The sequence below is a fragment of the Bacillus sp. R86525 genome, assembly GCF_042466195.1.
Taxonomy (GTDB): Bacteria; Bacillota; Bacilli; order Bacillales; family Bacillaceae_G; genus Bacillus_A; species Bacillus_A nitratireducens.
Genome location: NZ_JAXHPX010000007.1, coordinates 1478514 through 1496853, shown reverse-complemented (window position 1 = coordinate 1496853; position 18340 = coordinate 1478514). Strand labels below are relative to the sequence as shown.

20 protein-coding genes and 1 pseudogene are annotated in these 18340 nt (G+C 34.3%); 6 read left to right on the top strand and 15 right to left on the bottom strand.

Going from position 1 to position 18340, the window contains the following annotated elements; translation table 11 throughout:
• Positions 1–53 precede the first annotated feature (53 nt).
• Positions 54–266 carry a DNA-dependent RNA polymerase subunit epsilon gene (locus SJY24_RS10400; protein ID WP_000576436.1) on the top strand — a complete coding sequence of 71 codons (213 nt, stop codon included), beginning with the start codon at positions 54–56 and terminating at the stop codon, positions 264–266.
• A gap of 4 nt (positions 267–270) precedes the next feature.
• A complete protein-coding gene (gene rnjA, locus SJY24_RS10395; RefSeq protein ID WP_000670370.1) occupies positions 271–1938 on the top strand; it encodes a ribonuclease J1 in 1668 nt (555 codons plus the stop codon).
• A gap of 38 nt (positions 1939–1976) precedes the next feature.
• Here rnjA and SJY24_RS10390 read toward each other — a convergent pair whose 3' ends face one another.
• The 10 genes from SJY24_RS10390 to SJY24_RS10345 form a co-directional block, all read right to left on the bottom strand.
• On the bottom strand, positions 1977–2642 hold the full coding sequence (locus SJY24_RS10390; protein WP_000504032.1) for a potassium channel family protein: 666 nt from the start codon (positions 2640–2642) through the stop codon (positions 1977–1979).
• Positions 2643–2725: 83 nt separating this feature from the next.
• Positions 2726–3592: a hypothetical protein gene (locus SJY24_RS10385; protein WP_001167314.1), complete on the bottom strand. Its 867-nt coding sequence runs from the start codon at positions 3590–3592 to the stop codon at positions 2726–2728.
• 264 nt (positions 3593–3856) lie between these two features.
• Positions 3857–4987: an N-acetyldiaminopimelate deacetylase gene (locus SJY24_RS10380; RefSeq protein WP_098498809.1), complete on the bottom strand. Its 1131-nt coding sequence runs from the start codon at positions 4985–4987 to the stop codon at positions 3857–3859.
• 61 nt (positions 4988–5048) lie between these two features.
• Positions 5049–5771 (bottom strand): 2,3,4,5-tetrahydropyridine-2,6-dicarboxylate N-acetyltransferase, encoded by a 723-nt coding sequence (dapD, locus tag SJY24_RS10375; protein WP_097830870.1) that lies wholly within the window; start codon positions 5769–5771, stop codon positions 5049–5051.
• 71 nt (positions 5772–5842) lie between these two features.
• Positions 5843–6727, bottom strand: a complete 885-nt coding sequence (locus tag SJY24_RS10370; RefSeq protein WP_377864588.1) for a transcriptional regulator CcpC — start codon at positions 6725–6727, stop codon at positions 5843–5845.
• Between the two features lie 177 nt (positions 6728–6904).
• Positions 6905–7348 carry a cyclic-di-AMP-binding protein CbpB gene (cbpB, locus tag SJY24_RS10365; protein ID WP_016086509.1) on the bottom strand — a complete coding sequence of 148 codons (444 nt, stop codon included), beginning with the start codon at positions 7346–7348 and terminating at the stop codon, positions 6905–6907.
• A gap of 165 nt (positions 7349–7513) precedes the next feature.
• Positions 7514–7705: an antirepressor AbbA gene (gene abbA, locus SJY24_RS10360; protein WP_377864587.1), complete on the bottom strand. Its 192-nt coding sequence runs from the start codon at positions 7703–7705 to the stop codon at positions 7514–7516.
• Positions 7706–7832: 127 nt separating this feature from the next.
• The gene (locus tag SJY24_RS10355) at positions 7833–8351 is read right to left on the bottom strand and encodes a ribonuclease H-like YkuK family protein (protein ID WP_071771534.1); all 519 of its coding nucleotides are present in this window, start codon (positions 8349–8351) and stop codon (positions 7833–7835) included.
• A gap of 74 nt (positions 8352–8425) precedes the next feature.
• Positions 8426–8575 (bottom strand): hypothetical protein, encoded by a 150-nt coding sequence (locus SJY24_RS10350; RefSeq protein WP_000440500.1) that lies wholly within the window; start codon positions 8573–8575, stop codon positions 8426–8428.
• A 173-nt stretch (positions 8576–8748) separates the two neighbouring features.
• Positions 8749–8985 carry a YkuJ family protein gene (locus SJY24_RS10345; RefSeq protein ID WP_000055151.1) on the bottom strand — a complete coding sequence of 79 codons (237 nt, stop codon included), beginning with the start codon at positions 8983–8985 and terminating at the stop codon, positions 8749–8751.
• Between the two features lie 232 nt (positions 8986–9217).
• On the opposite strand from SJY24_RS10345, the gene SJY24_RS10340 reads away from it, so the two are divergent.
• Positions 9218–9454, top strand: a complete 237-nt coding sequence (locus SJY24_RS10340) for a glutaredoxin domain-containing protein (protein ID WP_000717868.1) — start codon at positions 9218–9220, stop codon at positions 9452–9454.
• A gap of 26 nt (positions 9455–9480) precedes the next feature.
• Here SJY24_RS10340 and SJY24_RS10335 read toward each other — a convergent pair whose 3' ends face one another.
• From SJY24_RS10335 to fadH, 3 genes are all read right to left on the bottom strand, one after another.
• Entirely contained in the window at positions 9481–9969 is a 489-nt protein-coding gene (locus SJY24_RS10335; RefSeq protein WP_097830866.1) for a DUF3993 domain-containing protein, read from the bottom strand.
• Between the two features lie 184 nt (positions 9970–10153).
• Positions 10154–11371, bottom strand: a complete 1218-nt coding sequence (locus tag SJY24_RS10330; protein ID WP_377864586.1) for an EAL domain-containing protein — start codon at positions 11369–11371, stop codon at positions 10154–10156.
• A 254-nt stretch (positions 11372–11625) separates the two neighbouring features.
• Positions 11626–12390 carry a 2,4-dienoyl-CoA reductase gene (fadH, locus tag SJY24_RS10325; protein ID WP_097830865.1) on the bottom strand — a complete coding sequence of 255 codons (765 nt, stop codon included), beginning with the start codon at positions 12388–12390 and terminating at the stop codon, positions 11626–11628.
• A gap of 195 nt (positions 12391–12585) precedes the next feature.
• Between fadH and SJY24_RS10320 the strand changes: the two genes are divergently transcribed.
• Both SJY24_RS10320 and SJY24_RS10315 read left to right on the top strand, forming a co-directional pair.
• Entirely contained in the window at positions 12586–13443 is an 858-nt protein-coding gene (locus SJY24_RS10320) for a metallophosphoesterase (RefSeq protein ID WP_377864585.1), read from the top strand.
• Positions 13444–13540: 97 nt separating this feature from the next.
• Positions 13541–13777: a hypothetical protein gene (locus tag SJY24_RS10315; protein ID WP_000283735.1), complete on the top strand. Its 237-nt coding sequence runs from the start codon at positions 13541–13543 to the stop codon at positions 13775–13777.
• 165 nt (positions 13778–13942) lie between these two features.
• Here SJY24_RS10315 and SJY24_RS10310 read toward each other — a convergent pair.
• Positions 13943–16050: pseudogene (locus tag SJY24_RS10310) on the bottom strand (polyphosphate kinase).
• A gap of 108 nt (positions 16051–16158) precedes the next feature.
• Entirely contained in the window at positions 16159–17733 is a 1575-nt protein-coding gene (gene ppx / locus SJY24_RS10305; protein WP_377864584.1) for an exopolyphosphatase, read from the bottom strand.
• 141 nt (positions 17734–17874) lie between these two features.
• On the opposite strand from ppx, the gene SJY24_RS10300 reads away from it, so the two are divergent.
• On the top strand, positions 17875–18333 hold the full coding sequence (locus tag SJY24_RS10300) for a YkyB family protein (RefSeq protein ID WP_377864582.1): 459 nt from the start codon (positions 17875–17877) through the stop codon (positions 18331–18333).
• Positions 18334–18340 lie beyond the last annotated feature (7 nt).

Sequence of the window (18340 nt, the reverse complement as noted above, 5' to 3'; positions counted from 1 at the left end):
CTTTATAATAAGTAACAGATAATGCAAAACATAGACAAGGAGAGGTTTTCCCAATGATTTTTAAAGTATTTTATCAAGAAAAATTAACTGAGGTCCCAGTACGTGAAAATACAAAAGTTTTATATTTAGAGGCTACGTCTCAAAAGGATGTTCGTAAAAAATTAAATAAGTTCGCATATAATATCGAGTTCGTTCAGTCTGTTACTGGTGCTCATCTTGAATATGAAAAACAAAACGCTGATTTAATATTAGCGGAGATCGTATAGTCATATGAAATTCCTAAAAAATGATCAAGCTGCCGTTTTTGCCCTCGGTGGTCTTGGTGAAATCGGTAAAAATACATATGCTGTTCAATTTCAAGATGAAATTATTATAATTGACGCTGGAATTAAATTTCCAGAAGACGAACTCCTCGGGATCGATTATGTAATACCAGATTACACTTATTTTGTGCGAAACGAAGATAAAATTAAAGGGTTATTCATTACACATGGTCATGAAGATCATATTGGTGGAATTCCTTATCTATTACGTCAAGTAAACATTCCAATTTACGGCGGAAAATTAGCAATTGCCCTAATAAAAAACAAATTAGAAGAGCACGGATTACTTCGTAAAGCAAAACTTTATGAAATTCAAGAAGATGATGTTATTAAATTTAAAAAGACATCTGTTTCCTTCTTCCGTACAACTCACAGTATTCCAGATTCATACGGAGTTGTTGTGAAAACACCTCAAGGACAAGTCGTTCATACAGGTGATTTCAAATTCGATTTCACACCAGTCGGTGAGCCAGCAGATTTAACAAAAATGGCCGAAATCGGAAAAGACGGTGTACTTTGTCTCTTATCTGATAGTACAAACAGTGAAGTACCAAACTTTACGATGTCTGAGCGCCGTGTTGGTGATAGTATTCAAGATATATTCCGCAAAGTAGAAGGTCGTATTATATTCGCAACCTTTGCATCGAATATCCATCGCTTACAACAAGTTGTTGAGGCCGCTGTTGAAAACAATCGTAAAGTAGCTGTATTTGGTCGAAGTATGGAAGCAGCTATTGAAATCGGACAAAACCTTGGTTATATCCGATGTCCAAAGGATACATTCATAGACACAGCTCAGCTAAACCGCCTACCAGCTAATAAAGTTGTTATTTTATGTACAGGTAGTCAAGGGGAGCCGATGGCAGCACTTTCACGTATTGCCAATGGTACACATCGTCAAATTCAAATTATCCCTGGCGATACAGTTGTTTTCTCTTCTTCACCAATCCCAGGCAATACAATTAGTGTAAGTCGTACAATTAACATGTTGTACCGTGCTGGCGCTGATGTAATCCATGGTAAACTCTCAAATATTCATACGAGTGGACACGGTGGACAAGAAGAACAAAAGTTAATGTTACGTCTTATTAAGCCGAAATATTTCATGCCAATTCATGGTGAGTATCGTATGCAGCGTATGCATATGAAATTAGCTAATGATTGTGGTATTCCAGAAGAAAATTGTTTCATTATGGATAATGGAGATGTTCTTGCTTTACGTTCTGATGAAGCAAGCGTAGCTGGGAAAATCCCATCTGGCTCTGTCTATATCGATGGAAATGGTATTGGAGATATCGGGAATATCGTATTACGTGATCGTCGCATTCTTTCTGAAGAAGGACTTGTTATTGTAGTTGTAAGCATTGATATGAAAGAATTTAAAGTTGCAGCAGGACCCGATATCATCTCGCGTGGTTTCGTTTATATGCGTGAAAGCAGCGATTTAATCAACGATGCTCAAACATTAATTACAACACATTTAGAAAAAGTAATGGAGCGAAAAACAACACAATGGTCTGAAATTAAAAATGAGATTACAGACACATTAGCACCATTCCTATACGAAAAAACGAAACGTCGTCCAATGATTTTACCAATCATTATGGAAATATAAGAAAAAGGACAATGCCGAGGAGGCATTGTCCTTTTCTCTTATCTTAAGAAATGTTTAAAACGATCTACTTCATCGTCATGACCAATTACAATTAATATATCCCCCGCTTGAATGTTTTCTGTAGCTCGAGGAGATACAATAACTTCTTTTCCACGTTTAATTGCTACAATGTTCAAACCAAACTTCGCACGAATGTCTAATTCAATTAAAGAGTGTCCATCAATTTTTTTATTTGCAATAATCTCTACAATACTATGCTCATCTGAAAGCTCTAGGTAATCTAACACATTACTTGATGCAATATTATTTGCAATCCTTTTTCCCATATCTCGTTCTGGATGCACAATATGATCGGCCCCTATTTTACTTAACACTTTTTCATGATAGTCATTTTGAGCTTTCACAGTAATATTTTTCACACCTAATTCTTTCAAAATTAACGTTGTTAAAATACTTGAATTTAAATTATCTCCAATAGCAACGACTACATGATCAAAATTGCGAATACCAAGACTTTTTAATACCATCTCATCTGTTGAATCTGCAATTACGGCATGCGAAGCTATATTTGCAAACTCATTAATTTTATCTTCGTCTGAATCAATTGCCATTACTTCCATACCTAATTGAGCGAGTTCACGGCAAATACTTCCACCGAAACGCCCAAGCCCAATGACAGCAAATTCTTTCTCTTTTTCGCCCACAGGAATTCCTCCAATAATATCAAATACTATGTACTTTTATTGTAACATACTTTAGTTTTGCTACAAAAACCTGTATAAAACTCTTATTTTTGTTTTTGCATATAAAAATACTGTTGTAAATAAAATGCGATACTGAAAATTAACATACCGAATACAAATATATTTCCAAATGAACTAAATGTTTCAAAAACGAACAATAACGTTTCTTGTCCGAAAAAAGCAAATAACAGTTGTGTAAATGCGAATAACAATGCCAATATATAATGATGTTGATGGAATAAATAATGTGTTGCGCCTAAAAAAGCTATAAACGAAACTATAAAAATCCACCAAGTTTCTAAAAACAGTTGCCAATTAGTAAATTGATATCCATTTACTAATATCGCAATAATTCCTATAACTGCCATCGTCGGCACACTCCATAATAATGCACGCCCTCTAAAGAAGCGCGTACCTTTTGCATCGCCTTTTTCGTTTGCAATGTATGTTAGCACGACAGTACTTATATACAAAACAGAAAGGATTGTTAAAACAATGATAAGCCAAAAATGTAATTCATAATATTCATGTTCTATATTCGTCACGATTGCAGCTAACATACATGGAATTAGCATTCCCGTCCAACCATCTACTTTTCTTTCATTCCAAAATACCGTATTACCAATCCGAATTCCTAATAGCATAAAAATAATGATACCTAGCACAAATAATGCAGTCTTATTCCCTACTAAGCTCGTTGAGAAAGCAATTAATCCAATAAATAAAAAAAGAACAAATCCATTCATAATTTCTAGTACAGGTGACAAATATCTTTTCACCCATTTGTATGTTTCTTCATATTCACTATTATTCGCTAAACGATAGGCGTAAAAACTTATCCCAAAATAAACCGCCGCAATAATAACATATGCATATAAGACGAAACATAAAATCGCACTGCTAATTTGCACGTAATTCCCCACCCTTTTTTCTATGTATCACATTGATTTTACACACTTTTCATACTAAAAGTAAACATATATAGGGTAGTTAAATAATTATCTTCCCTATTAGCAATAATTAATAATGAGCAGTGGCTAAAAACCCCCTGCTCATTATTAAGACGTCAAATTTAACTTTACTCATTTGTATAAAGATGTCTAACACTAACAGATGTTTTCGTCCCGGAACTAAGAAGTCCCCACTCTAAACTGTTGCAAAATTAGCGCGGAAGTTCACTTTCTATTTCCCTTCCACTTCACATATTGATTTAAAAATACAATCACTTTCTCAATAACCTCTTCGTCGGGTTTTAATTTCGCATGATGTAAACCATATTCTGAATTTACTCCAAGCCAAAACATAAATCCAGGTATCTCTCGAAGCATATAACCAAAGTCTTCACCTGTCATTGCCTCCGTACATGTAATTACGTCCATATTCGTTTGTTCACGTGTAAATTGCATAAACTCTCTCGTTAACTCTTCATGGTTATACACTTGATGATACATCGCTCCGTAGTCAATAACAGCTTCACATTGAAAAGAAGCTTCTATTCCCGCAACAATTGCCTCGATTCGGCTTTTAACACGTTTCATTGATTCCACTGATAGCGTTCGAATTGTTCCTTCTAAACGAGACTTTTCTGCGATGATGTTTTGGACTGTACCACCTGTAATTTTCCCAATTGTAATTACCGCACTGTCAAGAGGGTTCACATTACGACTAATAACTGATTGAAGTTGTGTAACGAGATGACTCGCTGCAACAATCATATCATTTGCTGTATGCGGATATGCAGCATGTCCACCTTTCCCTTTTAAATCAACGTATAGCTCTGATGTATTCGCAAATAATAAACCTTCTTTTGTAGCAATTGTTCCCACAGAGTATTCAGGAGCAATATGAAGTCCAAGAATCATATTCGGCTTCCATTCTTTTAACTCTTCACTTTCTAACATAGGAAGTGCACCACCTGGACCTTCTTCAGCTGGTTGGAATATAAACACAAGATCATCGTCTATTCTTTCGCTTACAGCCGCTGTTAGAAGTCCTAAACCGATTGTTGTATGCAAATCATGTCCACATGCATGCATCATGCCTTCATGGACAGAAGAGAATTCATATCCAGTTTCCTCTGTAATTGGTAGGCCGTCTATATCTGCACGGTAACCTATTATTTTTTCTGGATTTTTTCCATTTACTTTAACAATTACCCCTGTTTTCCATGTTTTCACTTCCAAATATTCATTAGGAAGCGTTCCTATATAATCTAAAATATACCGTTGTGTTTTCCACTCTTTAAATCCGATTTCCGGAATTTTATGTAAATCTCTACGAACTTGGACGAATTTGCTTACTGTCATTTTTGCACCTCTATCTATAAAAAGCGTAAGAGCACATTCATGCTCTTACGCTTTTGGTTTTTTATTTCTCTGGGTTTAATTGACGAAGCTCTTGTTTAATTTCAGTTTTTGCTTTTGTCTTCTCATCAATTTCTTTAATTACACGTGCCGGAGTTCCCGCAACAACTGTATATGGAGGCACATCTTCTGTTACAACAGCTCCTGCTGCTACAACTGCACCTTTACCTACTGTAACACCTTCTAGAACAACTACATTTGCACCAATTACAACATCATCTTCAACGATAACTGGTTTTGCAGAAGGTGGCTCAATAACACCCGCAAGTACGGCACCTGCACCTACGTGACAGTTTTTACCAACTGTTGCACGTCCACCAAGCACTGCGTTCATGTCGATCATAGTACCTTCGCCAATTACAGCACCGATATTAATTGTTGCATTCATCATGATAACAGCGTTGTCACCAATTTCAACATTGTCACGAATAATTGCGCCTGGCTCAATACGAGCTGTAATACCTTTTAAATCAAGCATTGGAATTGCAGAATTACGACGATCGTTCTCAACTACATAGTCAACAATGTGCTTGCTATTTTCATCAAGAATTGTCTTAATTTCAGACCATTCTCCAAATAATACACCGGATTTTTTATTTACAAATGCTTGTACTGTTTCAGGGAATGTTACTTCTTTTAAATCCCCTTTTATGTATACCTTTACAGGAGTTTTCTTTTCACTCTTTTGAATAAACGAAATAATTTCGTTAGCGTCCATCATTTTCATTCTTGTTGCCTCCTAAATCCATTTATAATGTTACTCTACCAAACGATAGGGCGAGTAGCAAGACAATAATCTTATTTTTCCATTTGAATTTCTTCTATAATTTCTAAAAATGCTTTCACTTGCTTCAACTGCCTTGCCGAGTCACTCGTCAATAACCATGTTTCTCTCGTTAATTGAACAGGTGTTTTATACATGTTTTCCTGCACTTCTTTTAAAACAGTCGAAGGTAAAAGAGCATAGCCTATACCATTTAAAACAAGCTGTTTGCACGTTTCAATTTGGTCAACTACAATCGTTCGCTTAGGTGGATTGGAAAATAATCCATACCACCAATTTTGTATTTGTCCATAGTAGGTCGAATCACTTTTAAATTGAATAAAAGGTCTATTTGTCTCTTTTAACATTGAAATATCTTTTATTTCTTTATCAACTAAGTATAATTCATCTTCAAATAATTGTTGCTTCTGACCTTTATATTCTTGTGTCCCTCTTAATATGGCGACGTGAACGTCTCCTTCATAAAATTGCTTTTGCACTTCACTACTCCAGCCAGTAAACAGAGATATCTTCACAGAAGGATACTTATGCACAAATTTTTTCAAAACAGGTGGAAGCCAATATTGACCAATGACTGACGCAACAGCTATTTTTAGCGTACCGTATGTTTCCGTTCTAAAAAGAGCCAGTTCACTTTTAATATCCTCTTCTTTTTGTAACATTTCTTTTGCATAATTTGCAACTTTTTCCCCTTCAGGTGTAATTGTCAATCCTTTTTGTGAACGAATAAAAAATTTCATTCCCCATTGTTTCTCCATAGATTGTAATCGTTGACTAAGCGCAGGTTGGGAAACAAATAAACGTTCCGCCGCTTTTCTCATATTTGATTCCTGAGCTAACACAACCATCATTTGAAAATCATCGATTTGCAACTTTCTCCCTCTTTCCTTAGCTTCCATACACCTAATTTTAATAAGCATTTCATCTTTAATTTAATTGAATAATTTTATACATTAGAACGGTTTGTTAATTCAAACTTTTCTTATGTTTTATGTCTTTTTAAATATAATACATACACAACTGATATGCACGAAAAAAAGTGACTTCTCCTTTTCTATGAAGTCACTTTTCCTATGTTATCGATTATGCTGTCTCACTTTTTTATTCAACAATTTTAAAATAGCTCGACGTGTTAAAATCCCCTCAAAATATCCCTCTTCATTGACAGCGCAAATAAAAGGATGATCAATTGTCATTTCTAAAGCTTTTGCAAACGAATCTTCTAACTTAAGAACCGGAATGTCTTCCTTCATCACCTGTTCTACTTTCATTTCGTCAAGTCTTTCAAACTCAATGCGTTCTAGTCCTAACATACCGTCTAAAATCATAGCAGTACTAATTAACCCATGCAATTTATACATCGGGTCCAAAACAGGTATCGCCGAATATCCAGATTTCACAAGAACGAGTAAAGCATGCTCTAAACCATTCCCCATTTGGACATGTGCTACTTTTTCTGATGAAATCATTAAATCTTTCACAAAAATTTGTTGAAACTCGTCTTTTGGAATACTAATCATGTTACATCCCCCATTTTCCCTTTTTCCTGCTTATATTCTCTGATCCTATTCACATTTTATGATAGCGTTTTCATATTATTATTTTGTCCTGACATTCTTCTAATAAAAAGATACACAGCTATTTTAGCATACAACATAAAAAAAAGACTACCATTCCGGTAGCGCTTAATACCCTTTATTTTTTAATCGGTAAAACAATCTTGTGATTTTTTTATATTGCGTCACATTTGTCTGTTTCAAACCATTCTCAATGTCTGTAAGCTCCACCGCTAAAATTTCGCTCGCATAATTTTGCTGAAACAGAATATCCAACAATAAATCTTCTTCTTCTCTCGTTAAAACAAATTCCTTTTCCATATGTCCCTCTCCTTGCCCTCACATCATCACTCTTATTATATAAAATTTTCAACTTATTTAATAGATGTAATATTCAGTTTTTAATAAAGGTATTTAATAACTGCGAATATATAGAAACCACTTTACATTATTTCGTATACCTGTTCGCATAACTAAACGCCGCATAAGCATCCGGTTTAATTTTTGCTGTTAATCCCATCGCTTGAATTTTCTTCGTCATATCTAAAATAAATTCTTTTGTTAAACCATCATTCCCAATATCTAAATGAATTTCCATTATGAATCCCGCTCCATCCTGAGCGTATGGGTGCAATAAATCCCAGATTGTTTGTATATGATTTGGAGTAAATAGACAGGCAATTTCTTGACTAAACTGCGTTTCTAAATATATTTTCTCTCGCAAAGTTGCTGGCTTATTTTTTACTGATTTGTGATGCAAACATCCCCATGCTCCTTTTCCAACCCGATGAATATGTATCGCTGTAATAAACCTCGTATCCTTTTGATGCGCTTGTGAGTCTGTCCCAATAGATAAGCGATATAAATTTCGCGGATCCTTTTCAATGAAACTACAAATGCGGTTAAATACCATATCAAAATTCAAATGTCTCTCAGAAACATTATAAAATGTATGTTCACCGTCCACATAGTCACGTCCTTTCAATTAGACAGACTTTTCGTATTCTCATTGTATGGGACAAAAACAAAAATTATAACTCACTACCCTTTATTCGTTTCAATATTTCGGATTACATACTGACAAAACCTACACGTATAAATTACATTTTGATTAGACTGAGCAGTTAATACATGATTAATTTCAGCATGACTATGACAATTAGGGCAAATAACAATCGGTAAGCGTTCCATCCTTTTCACCTCCTATTACTATTTACTACCATTGTAGGAAAAATAAAAAATTCCTATACATATACATTTGTGGAAATTCTTTTATTTGATTGCGACTTCCACTACCTGTATAGCCTATTAATTAATATAACTAAAAAAGGTACTGCCAAATGGCAGTACCTTTTTTATATGTATCAAGAAATGATGTCGTAAATCTCAATTGCAACCATGTCGATGTTGTCGAATTGATACACTTGAGGTTTTTCACCTTGTTGATACACTTCTAACTCATACATTTCACTTTTATCGAAAAATTTCACGCTACATTTGCGCTCACCGTTCACTTCAAAATAGCGTTGTGCTACTTCACCGCTTTCAGCTTGTTCTTGTAGACTAACAAGTCGAGTTAAAATTCCTTGGAGTAGAGACATGAAATCTCTCCTTTCTCTGATCTTCCTACCAATAGGTTTTACAGCTATACTCATTCTATCCGTCATAACAGAAAAAATGTTCCACAGTCTAGGATAAAGGTTCTTGGCCAGAAACTCAACTAAAATTTGTCGAAATACGAAGGAAAAAGAAGAAAGAATATCTTTTTCCTTCTTTATTGCTCTTTTTATACTGACAGAATATAATAAAACACAGAAAAAGGGAGGAATTACAATGAAAAAAATTGAGGTTTATACACAGCCTGATTGCCCGCCTTGTACCATTGTGAAAGAATTTTTAAAACATAATGACGTTGTGTATGAAGAATTTGACGTAAAAAAAGACGCCGCTGCACGCAATCGTCTTTTATATGACTATGACTCCTATTCAACTCCAACAGTTGTAATTGACGGAGAAGTTGTCGCAGGTTTTCAAATTGAAAAATTACAACAGCTACTTGGTATAGAATAGGAATAGGGAGAAACCTATTCCTATTCTCATAATTGTTGTAACCTTTTTATTTCAGTCAAAAGTTCCTGACTTTCATGATACCCTGCTAATTTCCATTTCCCATTATCCTTTTGTAATGTCACAATTTGATATTGTCCACTTTTCGCCCGTTCATAGACGTATAAATTTTTATGTTCCTCATCATATGACATTTTTGTTTCTGAATTAAAGGAAAACGGAGCTTCTTTTGCTGGAAGTAAATACTCACCACTTTGTTTTTCATTTCTACTGTTTTCATCTGTAAAAACTTGAAGGAAATTATTTGTAAAATATGGTGATAACGTCTCTATCATCTTATTCATTGGTATTTGCTTCCCTCGAATTGAAAATTGCGTCTCATAACCTTTTTGTATCGTTGTAAACACTTCTTTCCGATCCACTTTCACTTCTTCTTTCCCTAAAACAGTTGTGACACTATAGCCAACTAGAAAGGCAACACATATAAATAGAACAAACCATATTCCATATTTCCTCATTTTTTCACCTTCCTTTTAAAAGAGCTTGTCTTTGTAGTATTCATTGTAACAATGATTATGCAAAGACAGGGATGATTTCGTTCGTAAAATCTTTACAACGATAGACAGCATTTTCATTATTATTTTCACTATTACCAATTTATGATAAAAACAAACAAAAAAAATGCACGAATCTCTTCGTGCATTAAAATAAAACGTCTTCTTCATATAAATATTCATATGATAAATCTATAAATAAAAAGTTCTCATCATCAATCGGGAAAGAAAATGTTCGTACCATTTCACCAGTTTCAATATCGGCATATAAATCTGAAAGTCGCGCCTTATTTTCAAAACGCATTTTCATGATATTCTCGAGAAAATACGGACGCCAACTCCAGTTTTTCATATAATACTCTGGCATCACAATCCATTCCCCATCTTTTTTCATAACATTACCTGATTGCTGGAAACCATCTTCATTACAAATAAATATCCGAAAACTACATTGTGATACACTTTGGCTAAATTGTAATAACCAGTCATTTATATCTTCATTCTTTTTTTGTTTTGACAGAACATCACCAATTCGATCACGTAACATCTCTGTTAAATTATAAATTTTTTGCAACTTTTTCTTCTCATGCAGAATAAATTGATGACATTCATTACCAAGTCGCTCTTTTAAAACATTCGTTTCAATAAAATCAGGTAAACATTCTTTCAAATAATTACCTTGATAATATCTACCACCGTTTTTCCAAGCATATTGTAGTTGATAAAAAGCATCAATCTCTTCATATAACAATGTCGCACCAATTCTTCTAGCAAGTAAAGATAAGGAATATAAAATATCTTGATAAGATTGTAAAAGTGCAGTTTGCCTTAGGTTTGTTAAATCTACTTTTAAAATATCCGGTGCTAACACGCTAATACGTTCTAAATTACTTGTACCCGTTCCAACTTTATTAATCGAAATTTGAATACCATATGTACGATAATACATTAGCAAATGATTAAATTGCTCGATATCTTCTTTACATTCATGTTCTGTAATCTCTAAAACAATGTGGTTCAAATTTAAACCTTGTTTTTCATACATCAATAAAAGTTGAAGTAAACTTTCATCTTCATCATTCATTAATACATTGGCATTCCGATGTATAAATAATAATAATTTTTGATCTGTTTCTAAATACCTATCTAACGCTTTTTTTACTATGATATTATCCGCTTCCAGTTGGAACTCGCTCGGAATAGAATCATCATGGAAGAAAGATGCTAAACTTTGTATGCCCTCTTCTGTTTGAATACGTCCTACAACTTCATATCCAATTACTGTATGCTCATCAGCACTAAAAATAGCTTGATAATAAGGAAGGACTTTATCTAAGTTACTCATTACATCTAATGCATCTATCAACGTGCTTCCCTCCCTTTACTTTTCAAAAATTATAACACGATATTTACGGAAAAATAATAAAAAATCCCTTCAGTTTTCCTGAAGGGATTAGAGGGGTAAAATGCTAAGGGGAATTAGCAATTCTACTATGAAGAAAAAAGAGGTCTTAAATATACCGTATATATTCCCCTTTGTAAACACCTTTCTCTCACTCGTCACAATTCTGTCACATTTTACCGGAGAAAAATGAATAAATCATTCATTCTTCATCCCTTTTAAAATGGATATTGGTGCAAATGTTGGCCACCATCCATTGTCATACAAGTTCCATTTATGTATGCAGCTTCATCTGAACATAAATAATAAGCTAGACCCGCGATTTCTTCTGGTGTCCCCAACCTACCAAGTGGGACACTCTGTATTGTACGCTTAGCCATTTCTTCTGAAATCCATAATTTATCAGCACCACCCGTACGTTCAATCGGCCCTGGTGCGATAGCATTAACTCGTATCCCATATTTACGTCCCCACTCAACAGCAAGCGTTTTAGTCATCGCTAATACACCAGCTTTAGCTGCAGCTGAATGAATAACCCCTGGCCCTGCATCCCATGCATATGTTGCCACCATGTTAATGATATTTCCTTTTATACCTTTTTCAATCCAATATTTTCCGACAGCCTGGCTACAATAAAATGTACCATTTAATACAATATTAATGACCGAATTCCAACCATTCACAGATAGGTCCTCTGCTGGACAAATAAAGTTTCCAGCTGCATTATTTATTAAAATATCAATTCGTCCAAACTTCTCATCAATATGCTCAATCATCTTTTGAATATCATCCGTATTTCGTACATCCATTTGTACAGGTAATACTTGCCCCGGAAACTGTTCAATTTCTAGCTTTGTTTCTTCTAGTTTTTCTTTTGTACGTCCTGTAATAACAACTCGTGCCCCTTCTTTTGCAAAACGAATCGCCATTCCTTTTCCCATTCCACTTGATCCACCTGTTATAATAACTACCTTCTCTTTCACATACATCCCCTCCAAAAAATGAATACACATTCATTTTATCATTTTATTTAACAGAAATCTTTATATTTTTAATATTTTCTGATATTTTAACGTAAAGAGGTTTCTTTTCGTTCATTTTTTTCGTAATCAATACTACTTTTTTAATATTTAAAATATATTTTTAAAAAACTGAAGGGAGATTCAAGTAACCTGTATATGAAAAAAATTACAAGAAGAAATTTTTTAAAAGCTGGAATACGCACTTGTCTATATTCATTTATAACCGCTAGCATCGGCTATTATTATGCTAAATATATAGAACCCTATTTGCTTTCTTTTACCCAACACACACTTACATCACAACTCATACCAAAAAGTTTTCATGGTATGAAGATTCTTCAATTTAGCGATTTACATCTAGGATACTATCTCTCTCTCCAACATTTATCTCAAATCGTTTCCAAGATTAATGCTGAAAAACCAGATATTGTCCTTTTTACTGGTGACCTCATTGATGATTATCAAACATATACCGAGGCTCCTTTTGTGGCATCCATTTTAAAGAATATACAAGCACCCTTTGGTAAATTTTCCATTTACGGTAACCACGACCATGGTGGATATGGAACTGAATACTATGATCACATCATGCGTGAATCGGGATTTGAACTTTTACAAAATAGTGAAAAGCGAATTCGTTTACTGGATAATAGTGAAATTTCCATTTTCGGGCTCGATGATGTACTACTAGGTAAGCCAAAAATAGCGGAAACTTTACAGCACGCAAAACAAAATATTTATACAATTGTTCTCGTTCACGAACCAGATATCGCGCCACAAATCGCTACATATCCAATCAACCTTCAACTTTCTGGTCATAGCCATGGCGGACAAGTACAAATTCCTTTTTTAGGTGCTATTATTACCCCGTCACTTGCGAAACAATATATTGAAGGTTTCTATAACATTCAGGATTTGACTCTCTATGTCAATCGAGGTATTGGAAGAACACGTGTCCCATTCCGCTTTATGTCAAAACCCGAAATTACACTCTTCACCCTACAACATTCGTAACAATTCGCCTATTTTCTTACTTACCCTTTCTTGTACTCGCTCATCCACGCTTGGTCCACCATATGATAAAAATGAGTCCAATAAAGGAGGTTTGTTCATGTATCCATATTATCAACCAATCCCAGTTCGTTCAGCACCTATTGGCCCAGCAGGCGACTCACGCTTCTTTCCATTTTTCGGTGTTCCATTTCTAGCCGGAATTGCTGGAGGATTACTCGGTGGAGCATTAGCTTTCGGCCCTAGACCGTTTTATCCGCCTTATCCACCGCCTTTCCCACCACCAGCACCTTTTCCTTGTTACGGAGGGCCTTGTCAACAACCATACTATTACTAATTTAAAACAACGATTCTCCCACTATTATTCTCTCAACTAAGCGATCCATCACACGCATATAATAAAAACTATTCTCCCTACTCATTCTTCCACTTTTGGAACACATGAATAGAGAAAAAGAAAAAACCTCTTAATCGAAATTAAGAGGTTTTTTCTTTTTCTCTATTATTCAGCATCTGTATTTTGATAAGCCATCTTAAATAAACTCACTTGGCTATCAATTTCTTCTGCACCACTATTAATAATATAATAATAGTCACCATCTTTATTTTGTTCACGTGTTTTCACATTATCAGCTAAAGTAAGCTGTAAAATTGCCTTTATTCTCGCTTTCATTTCAATATCTAAAATTGGGAAAGATATCTCTACTCGTTTTTCCATATTTCGTGTCATCAAATCAGCTGAAGATAAGTATATTTTCTCATCTCCATTATGATGGAAATAATAAATACGACTATGTTCTAAATATCTTCCCACAACACTAACTACACGAATATTTTCACTTACATTTGGAATCCCAGGTCTTAAACAACATGTCCCTCTAACGATGAGCTCTACCCTTACCCCAGCTTGCGATGCTTCATACATTTTTTTTATTAACGGTTTATCTGTTAACGAATTCATCTTAGCGATAATATATCCATTTCCATATTGTCTATGGTAACGAATTTCCTCATCTATTAACTCCATAAACTGCTCTCTTATATCAAACGGGGCAACAGATAAATGATGAAAATGCGGTTTTTTTGTATAACCACTCAAATAATTAAAGAAATTTGTTGCATCTACACCAAAGTCTTTTCGCGATGTAATATATCCAAAATCGGTATACAACTTCGCTGTTGCATCATTATAATTTCCGGTTCCAAGATGTACAAACCTTTCAATTTTTCCGTTTCTTCTTCTTACAACTAACGTAATTTTACTATGCGTTTTCAAGTGACTTACTCCGTAAATAACGTGACATCCGGCCTGTTCCAATTCTTTGGCCAATGAACATTATTCTCTTCATCAAACCTTGCCTTTAACTCAACCAATACCGTCACTTGTTTTCCTTTTTCAGCTGCTACCTTCAACGCCTGAATTATTGGAGAATCTCCACTTACACGATATAATGTTTGTTTGATTGCAAGTACATTCGAGTCATCTGCCGCATCACGGACAAAATCAACGACTGGCTGAAACGACTCAAAGGGATGGTGTAATAAAATATCATGTTCTATCGCTTTTTCAAATACATCTTCCTCATCACCTAAATCTTGAGGAGGTTGAGGAATAAGAGCCGGATATACTAGATGTTCATATAAAGGCGCTAATTTTTTATATAAGGAGAATAAACATGTTAAATCTAACGGTCCATCCATCATGTACACATCTTCATCTTTTACTTCCAACACCTCATACAATAACGCTAACACTCTTTCATCAATGTGTTCTTTACCAACTTCTAAACGAACGGCAGCTCCCCACTTACGCTTTTTCAATTCTTTTTCAATTACTTTTAATAAATCGCGTGCACCTTCTTCATGGATTGTTAAATCCGCATTACGTGTAATACGGAAACGAGTAACGGGTGATACGTTATATCCTGTGAATAATTTATGAGTAAAACCACTAATTACATCTTCTAATAAAATAAATTTATGTTTTTGCCCTTCACTTGGTAAAAATATGAAACGCTCCAGTAAAGAAGGCACTTGGACAATTCCTAACTTCGTACGATTTTCTTCCTCTGCTTGCTTCTCATCATATAAAATAGTAGCTAAATTCAAGCTTTTATTTAATAACATTGGAAATGGACGATACGCATCAATAGCTACAGGAGTTAATACCGGAAAGATTTGTTCATCAAAATATTCTTCTATAAATTCTCTCTGCTCTTTCGTCAAATCATGGAATGTTAGACGCTCAATCCCCTCTAGTTCAAGCGCTGGCAATACATAACCTTTAAACGTGTCATACTGTACAGTCATTAACTCATGAGCTTTTATCGCAATCTTATTTAACTGTTTCTTCGGTGTTAAACCCGCTTTATTTTCTGGCTGATTAAATCCGGCACTTACTTGATCTTTCAAACCTGCTACGCGCACCATAAAAAATTCATCTAAATTTGAACTAAAAATACTAATAAACTTTAACCTTTCTAAAAGTGGATTATTTTCATCTTGCGCTTCTTGTAGTACACGTTCATTAAAAGCTAGCCAGCTCAACTCGCGGTTATTATAATACGCTGTATCATTTAAATTTACTAAATTCCCCTTTAGCAATTCCATTCTCTTCACACTTCCCTTTGAAACTTTTTCACTATAATTTAGTTACTTTTATTTTATCAAATTACAATATTCCAAAGTGTTAATTTTTCGTAAAGACATCCGTACAACTTAACGTTTGGATTCGAATGATAAATTAATATTCGTTTTCAATACTCTTTCCAGCTGCTTTTTTTGCTTTTCAGCTTGCACTTTTTCTGATAACGCCGATTGCTCACATACAATTCTAAATGTTAACCCTTCTTTACCTTCTGTTATAGATATCGTCTCAACAAGCGATCTTTGTCTCACATTTAAAGCAGCTGAAAATTGCAAAACAGCTCCTAATAACCGAATTTTTTTTTGTTCACTTTTCTCAAACCAACCTTCAAATGGAGCTAAATGTTGTTTAAATAACATTTTTGATTTGTACGAGGCAATAAGCGCTAATCTAACTCGGTCTTTATGCATCATACCATCAATTGTTTTATTCGCTAGTAAATAAAACGTATGTAAGCGGCTCGCTTCTTCATCTATGTACTTCCCAATATTAAATACTTTCGCCGCTTGATGGAATATTTCCCAGTCTTTTTCCGACATAGCAATAAGTCCTGCTCCTTCTAGTTGTTTACAAATCAATGTTCCTTGTTTAATAAGTTGAATTACAAATTCCATATCCATTTCGTATTCAAATGATAATAGATGTAAACTTTCTTCTACTACGTTTGGATAGTATGAAATCCCCAAATCTTTCGTTAATTCTTCATAGAAAACACCTTCTCTTAATCCTTTTTTACTCAATACAAATGCCGGTGCCTCTATAACGTTAACAAGCATATGAAAGACTTCGATAGCTGGAATAATCGTATCCGCTCGATCTTTTGCTAACCCCTCTAACTTTTGAAGCTCTATGAACGATAATTCTTTTAATTCCTCTTTTACATGTTGAATATCTTCTTCTTTCATTTTGTATAAATGTAATCCAGCTATAGGATAACAAATTAAATTTTGATGGATTTTCACCAAGTTCCTCGCACTCCCACCAATTGCGATAAGAGGTAATTTTTTATCGATTAACCATGGTAACGTTCGAAATTGATTCCATAAATAGTTTTTGATTTCCTCTAACTCTTCTGTAGTAGGAATATCACCTTGAATAAATTGTTGCTTTAAAGAAAGTGCTCCAAAAGGAAAGCTATGATATTCTAAAATTTCTCTATTTCGGAAGTATGTAACTTCTGTGCTTCCCCCACCAATATCAACTGTAACTCCTTCTGAAAATGAAGTAGAATTCATAACTGCTAAATAACCGTAACGCGCTTCTTCATATTCTGATAAAACTCTAAGAGTAAAATCTGTTTGTCCTTCAACAAGTTTTTTAATTTCATCTTGATTCTCTGCCTGTCTAATTGTTGCCGTTGCGACACAAAGCACATGATGCAACTTATGAAATCGTGTACTTTCTTGAAATTGAAATAATGTTTGTAACAATACTTCTATTCCTTCTTCACTTAATACACCATCTACTAAGTAATTTCTTAACCTAGCGACCACTTTCGTATTTTCAATCTCTTTATAAAAACCTCCGTTTTGTTTTTCATAAATAACTAAGCGCATTGTATTAGAACCAATGTCTATAATGGCATATTGTTGTTTTAATATTTCTTTCAACCTTCTCACTCTTTCATTATCAAATTTCTGAAACATATTCTATCACTATTATACAAAATAGTTGTTTTTTGTAACAATATTGCTTTAATATTGAAAATATATACAATTACTTTTTGCATATAATAAAAACCCATTTTATTTATGCTATAATAAGGAAAACTTGAAAGGAGATTCAATATGAAACCTTCACAACCACAATCTCAATTACATAACCCACATTCTATTAATAGACTAGCTCAATCTATTTTCGTTGTGAATCGTCATGCTAAAGCTGCAACTAACCCTAAGTACTTATACTGGTTAAAAAAGACTGCTTTAGAACGCTTAATTACTGAAAAGAAGGCTATCAAAGAAGGATTACATTTTTCTAGAAATCCACGTTTTAGTCAACAACAATCCGATGTTCTTATACGTTTAGGTGATTATTTTTTCCATATCCCTCCTACGAAAGATGATTTTCGCACCCTACCGCATCTTGGTCACCTTGAATCCTCCTACCGAAATCCGAAAACAACCTTATCTTTAACAATAGCAAAAAAAACACTGCAAGATTATATTGGTCCTGAAGCATTAAAACAGGAAAAAAAATTAAGCGAACCAGTTCCATGGTATAGTCGTACCTATACAAAAAAATAAAACAGTT

Coding starts and splice junctions, on each gene's coding strand:
- SJY24_RS10400 (WP_000576436.1), top strand. CDS start 54: ATGATTTTTAAAGTATTTTATCAAGAAAAATTAACTGAGGTCCCAGTA.
- rnjA (WP_000670370.1), top strand. CDS start 271: ATGAAATTCCTAAAAAATGATCAAGCTGCCGTTTTTGCCCTCGGTGGT.
- SJY24_RS10380 (WP_098498809.1), bottom strand. CDS start 4,987: ATGACAGTAAGCAAATTCGTCCAAGTTCGTAGAGATTTACATAAAATT.
- dapD (WP_097830870.1), bottom strand. CDS start 5,771: ATGAAAATGATGGACGCTAACGAAATTATTTCGTTTATTCAAAAGAGT.
- SJY24_RS10370 (WP_377864588.1), bottom strand. CDS start 6,727: ATGGAAGCTAAGGAAAGAGGGAGAAAGTTGCAAATCGATGATTTTCAA.
- cbpB (WP_016086509.1), bottom strand. CDS start 7,348: ATGATTAGTATTCCAAAAGACGAGTTTCAACAAATTTTTGTGAAAGAT.
- abbA (WP_377864587.1), bottom strand. CDS start 7,705: ATGGAAAAGGAATTTGTTTTAACGAGAGAAGAAGAAGATTTATTGTTG.
- SJY24_RS10350 (WP_000440500.1), bottom strand. CDS start 8,575: ATGGAACGCTTACCGATTGTTATTTGCCCTAATTGTCATAGTCATGCT.
- SJY24_RS10345 (WP_000055151.1), bottom strand. CDS start 8,985: ATGTCTCTACTCCAAGGAATTTTAACTCGACTTGTTAGTCTACAAGAA.
- SJY24_RS10340 (WP_000717868.1), top strand. CDS start 9,218: ATGAAAAAAATTGAGGTTTATACACAGCCTGATTGCCCGCCTTGTACC.
- SJY24_RS10335 (WP_097830866.1), bottom strand. CDS start 9,969: ATGAGGAAATATGGAATATGGTTTGTTCTATTTATATGTGTTGCCTTT.
- SJY24_RS10320 (WP_377864585.1), top strand. CDS start 12,586: ATGAAAAAAATTACAAGAAGAAATTTTTTAAAAGCTGGAATACGCACT.
- SJY24_RS10315 (WP_000283735.1), top strand. CDS start 13,541: ATGTATCCATATTATCAACCAATCCCAGTTCGTTCAGCACCTATTGGC.
- ppx (WP_377864584.1), bottom strand. CDS start 17,733: ATGTTTCAGAAATTTGATAATGAAAGAGTGAGAAGGTTGAAAGAAATA.
- SJY24_RS10300 (WP_377864582.1), top strand. CDS start 17,875: ATGAAACCTTCACAACCACAATCTCAATTACATAACCCACATTCTATT.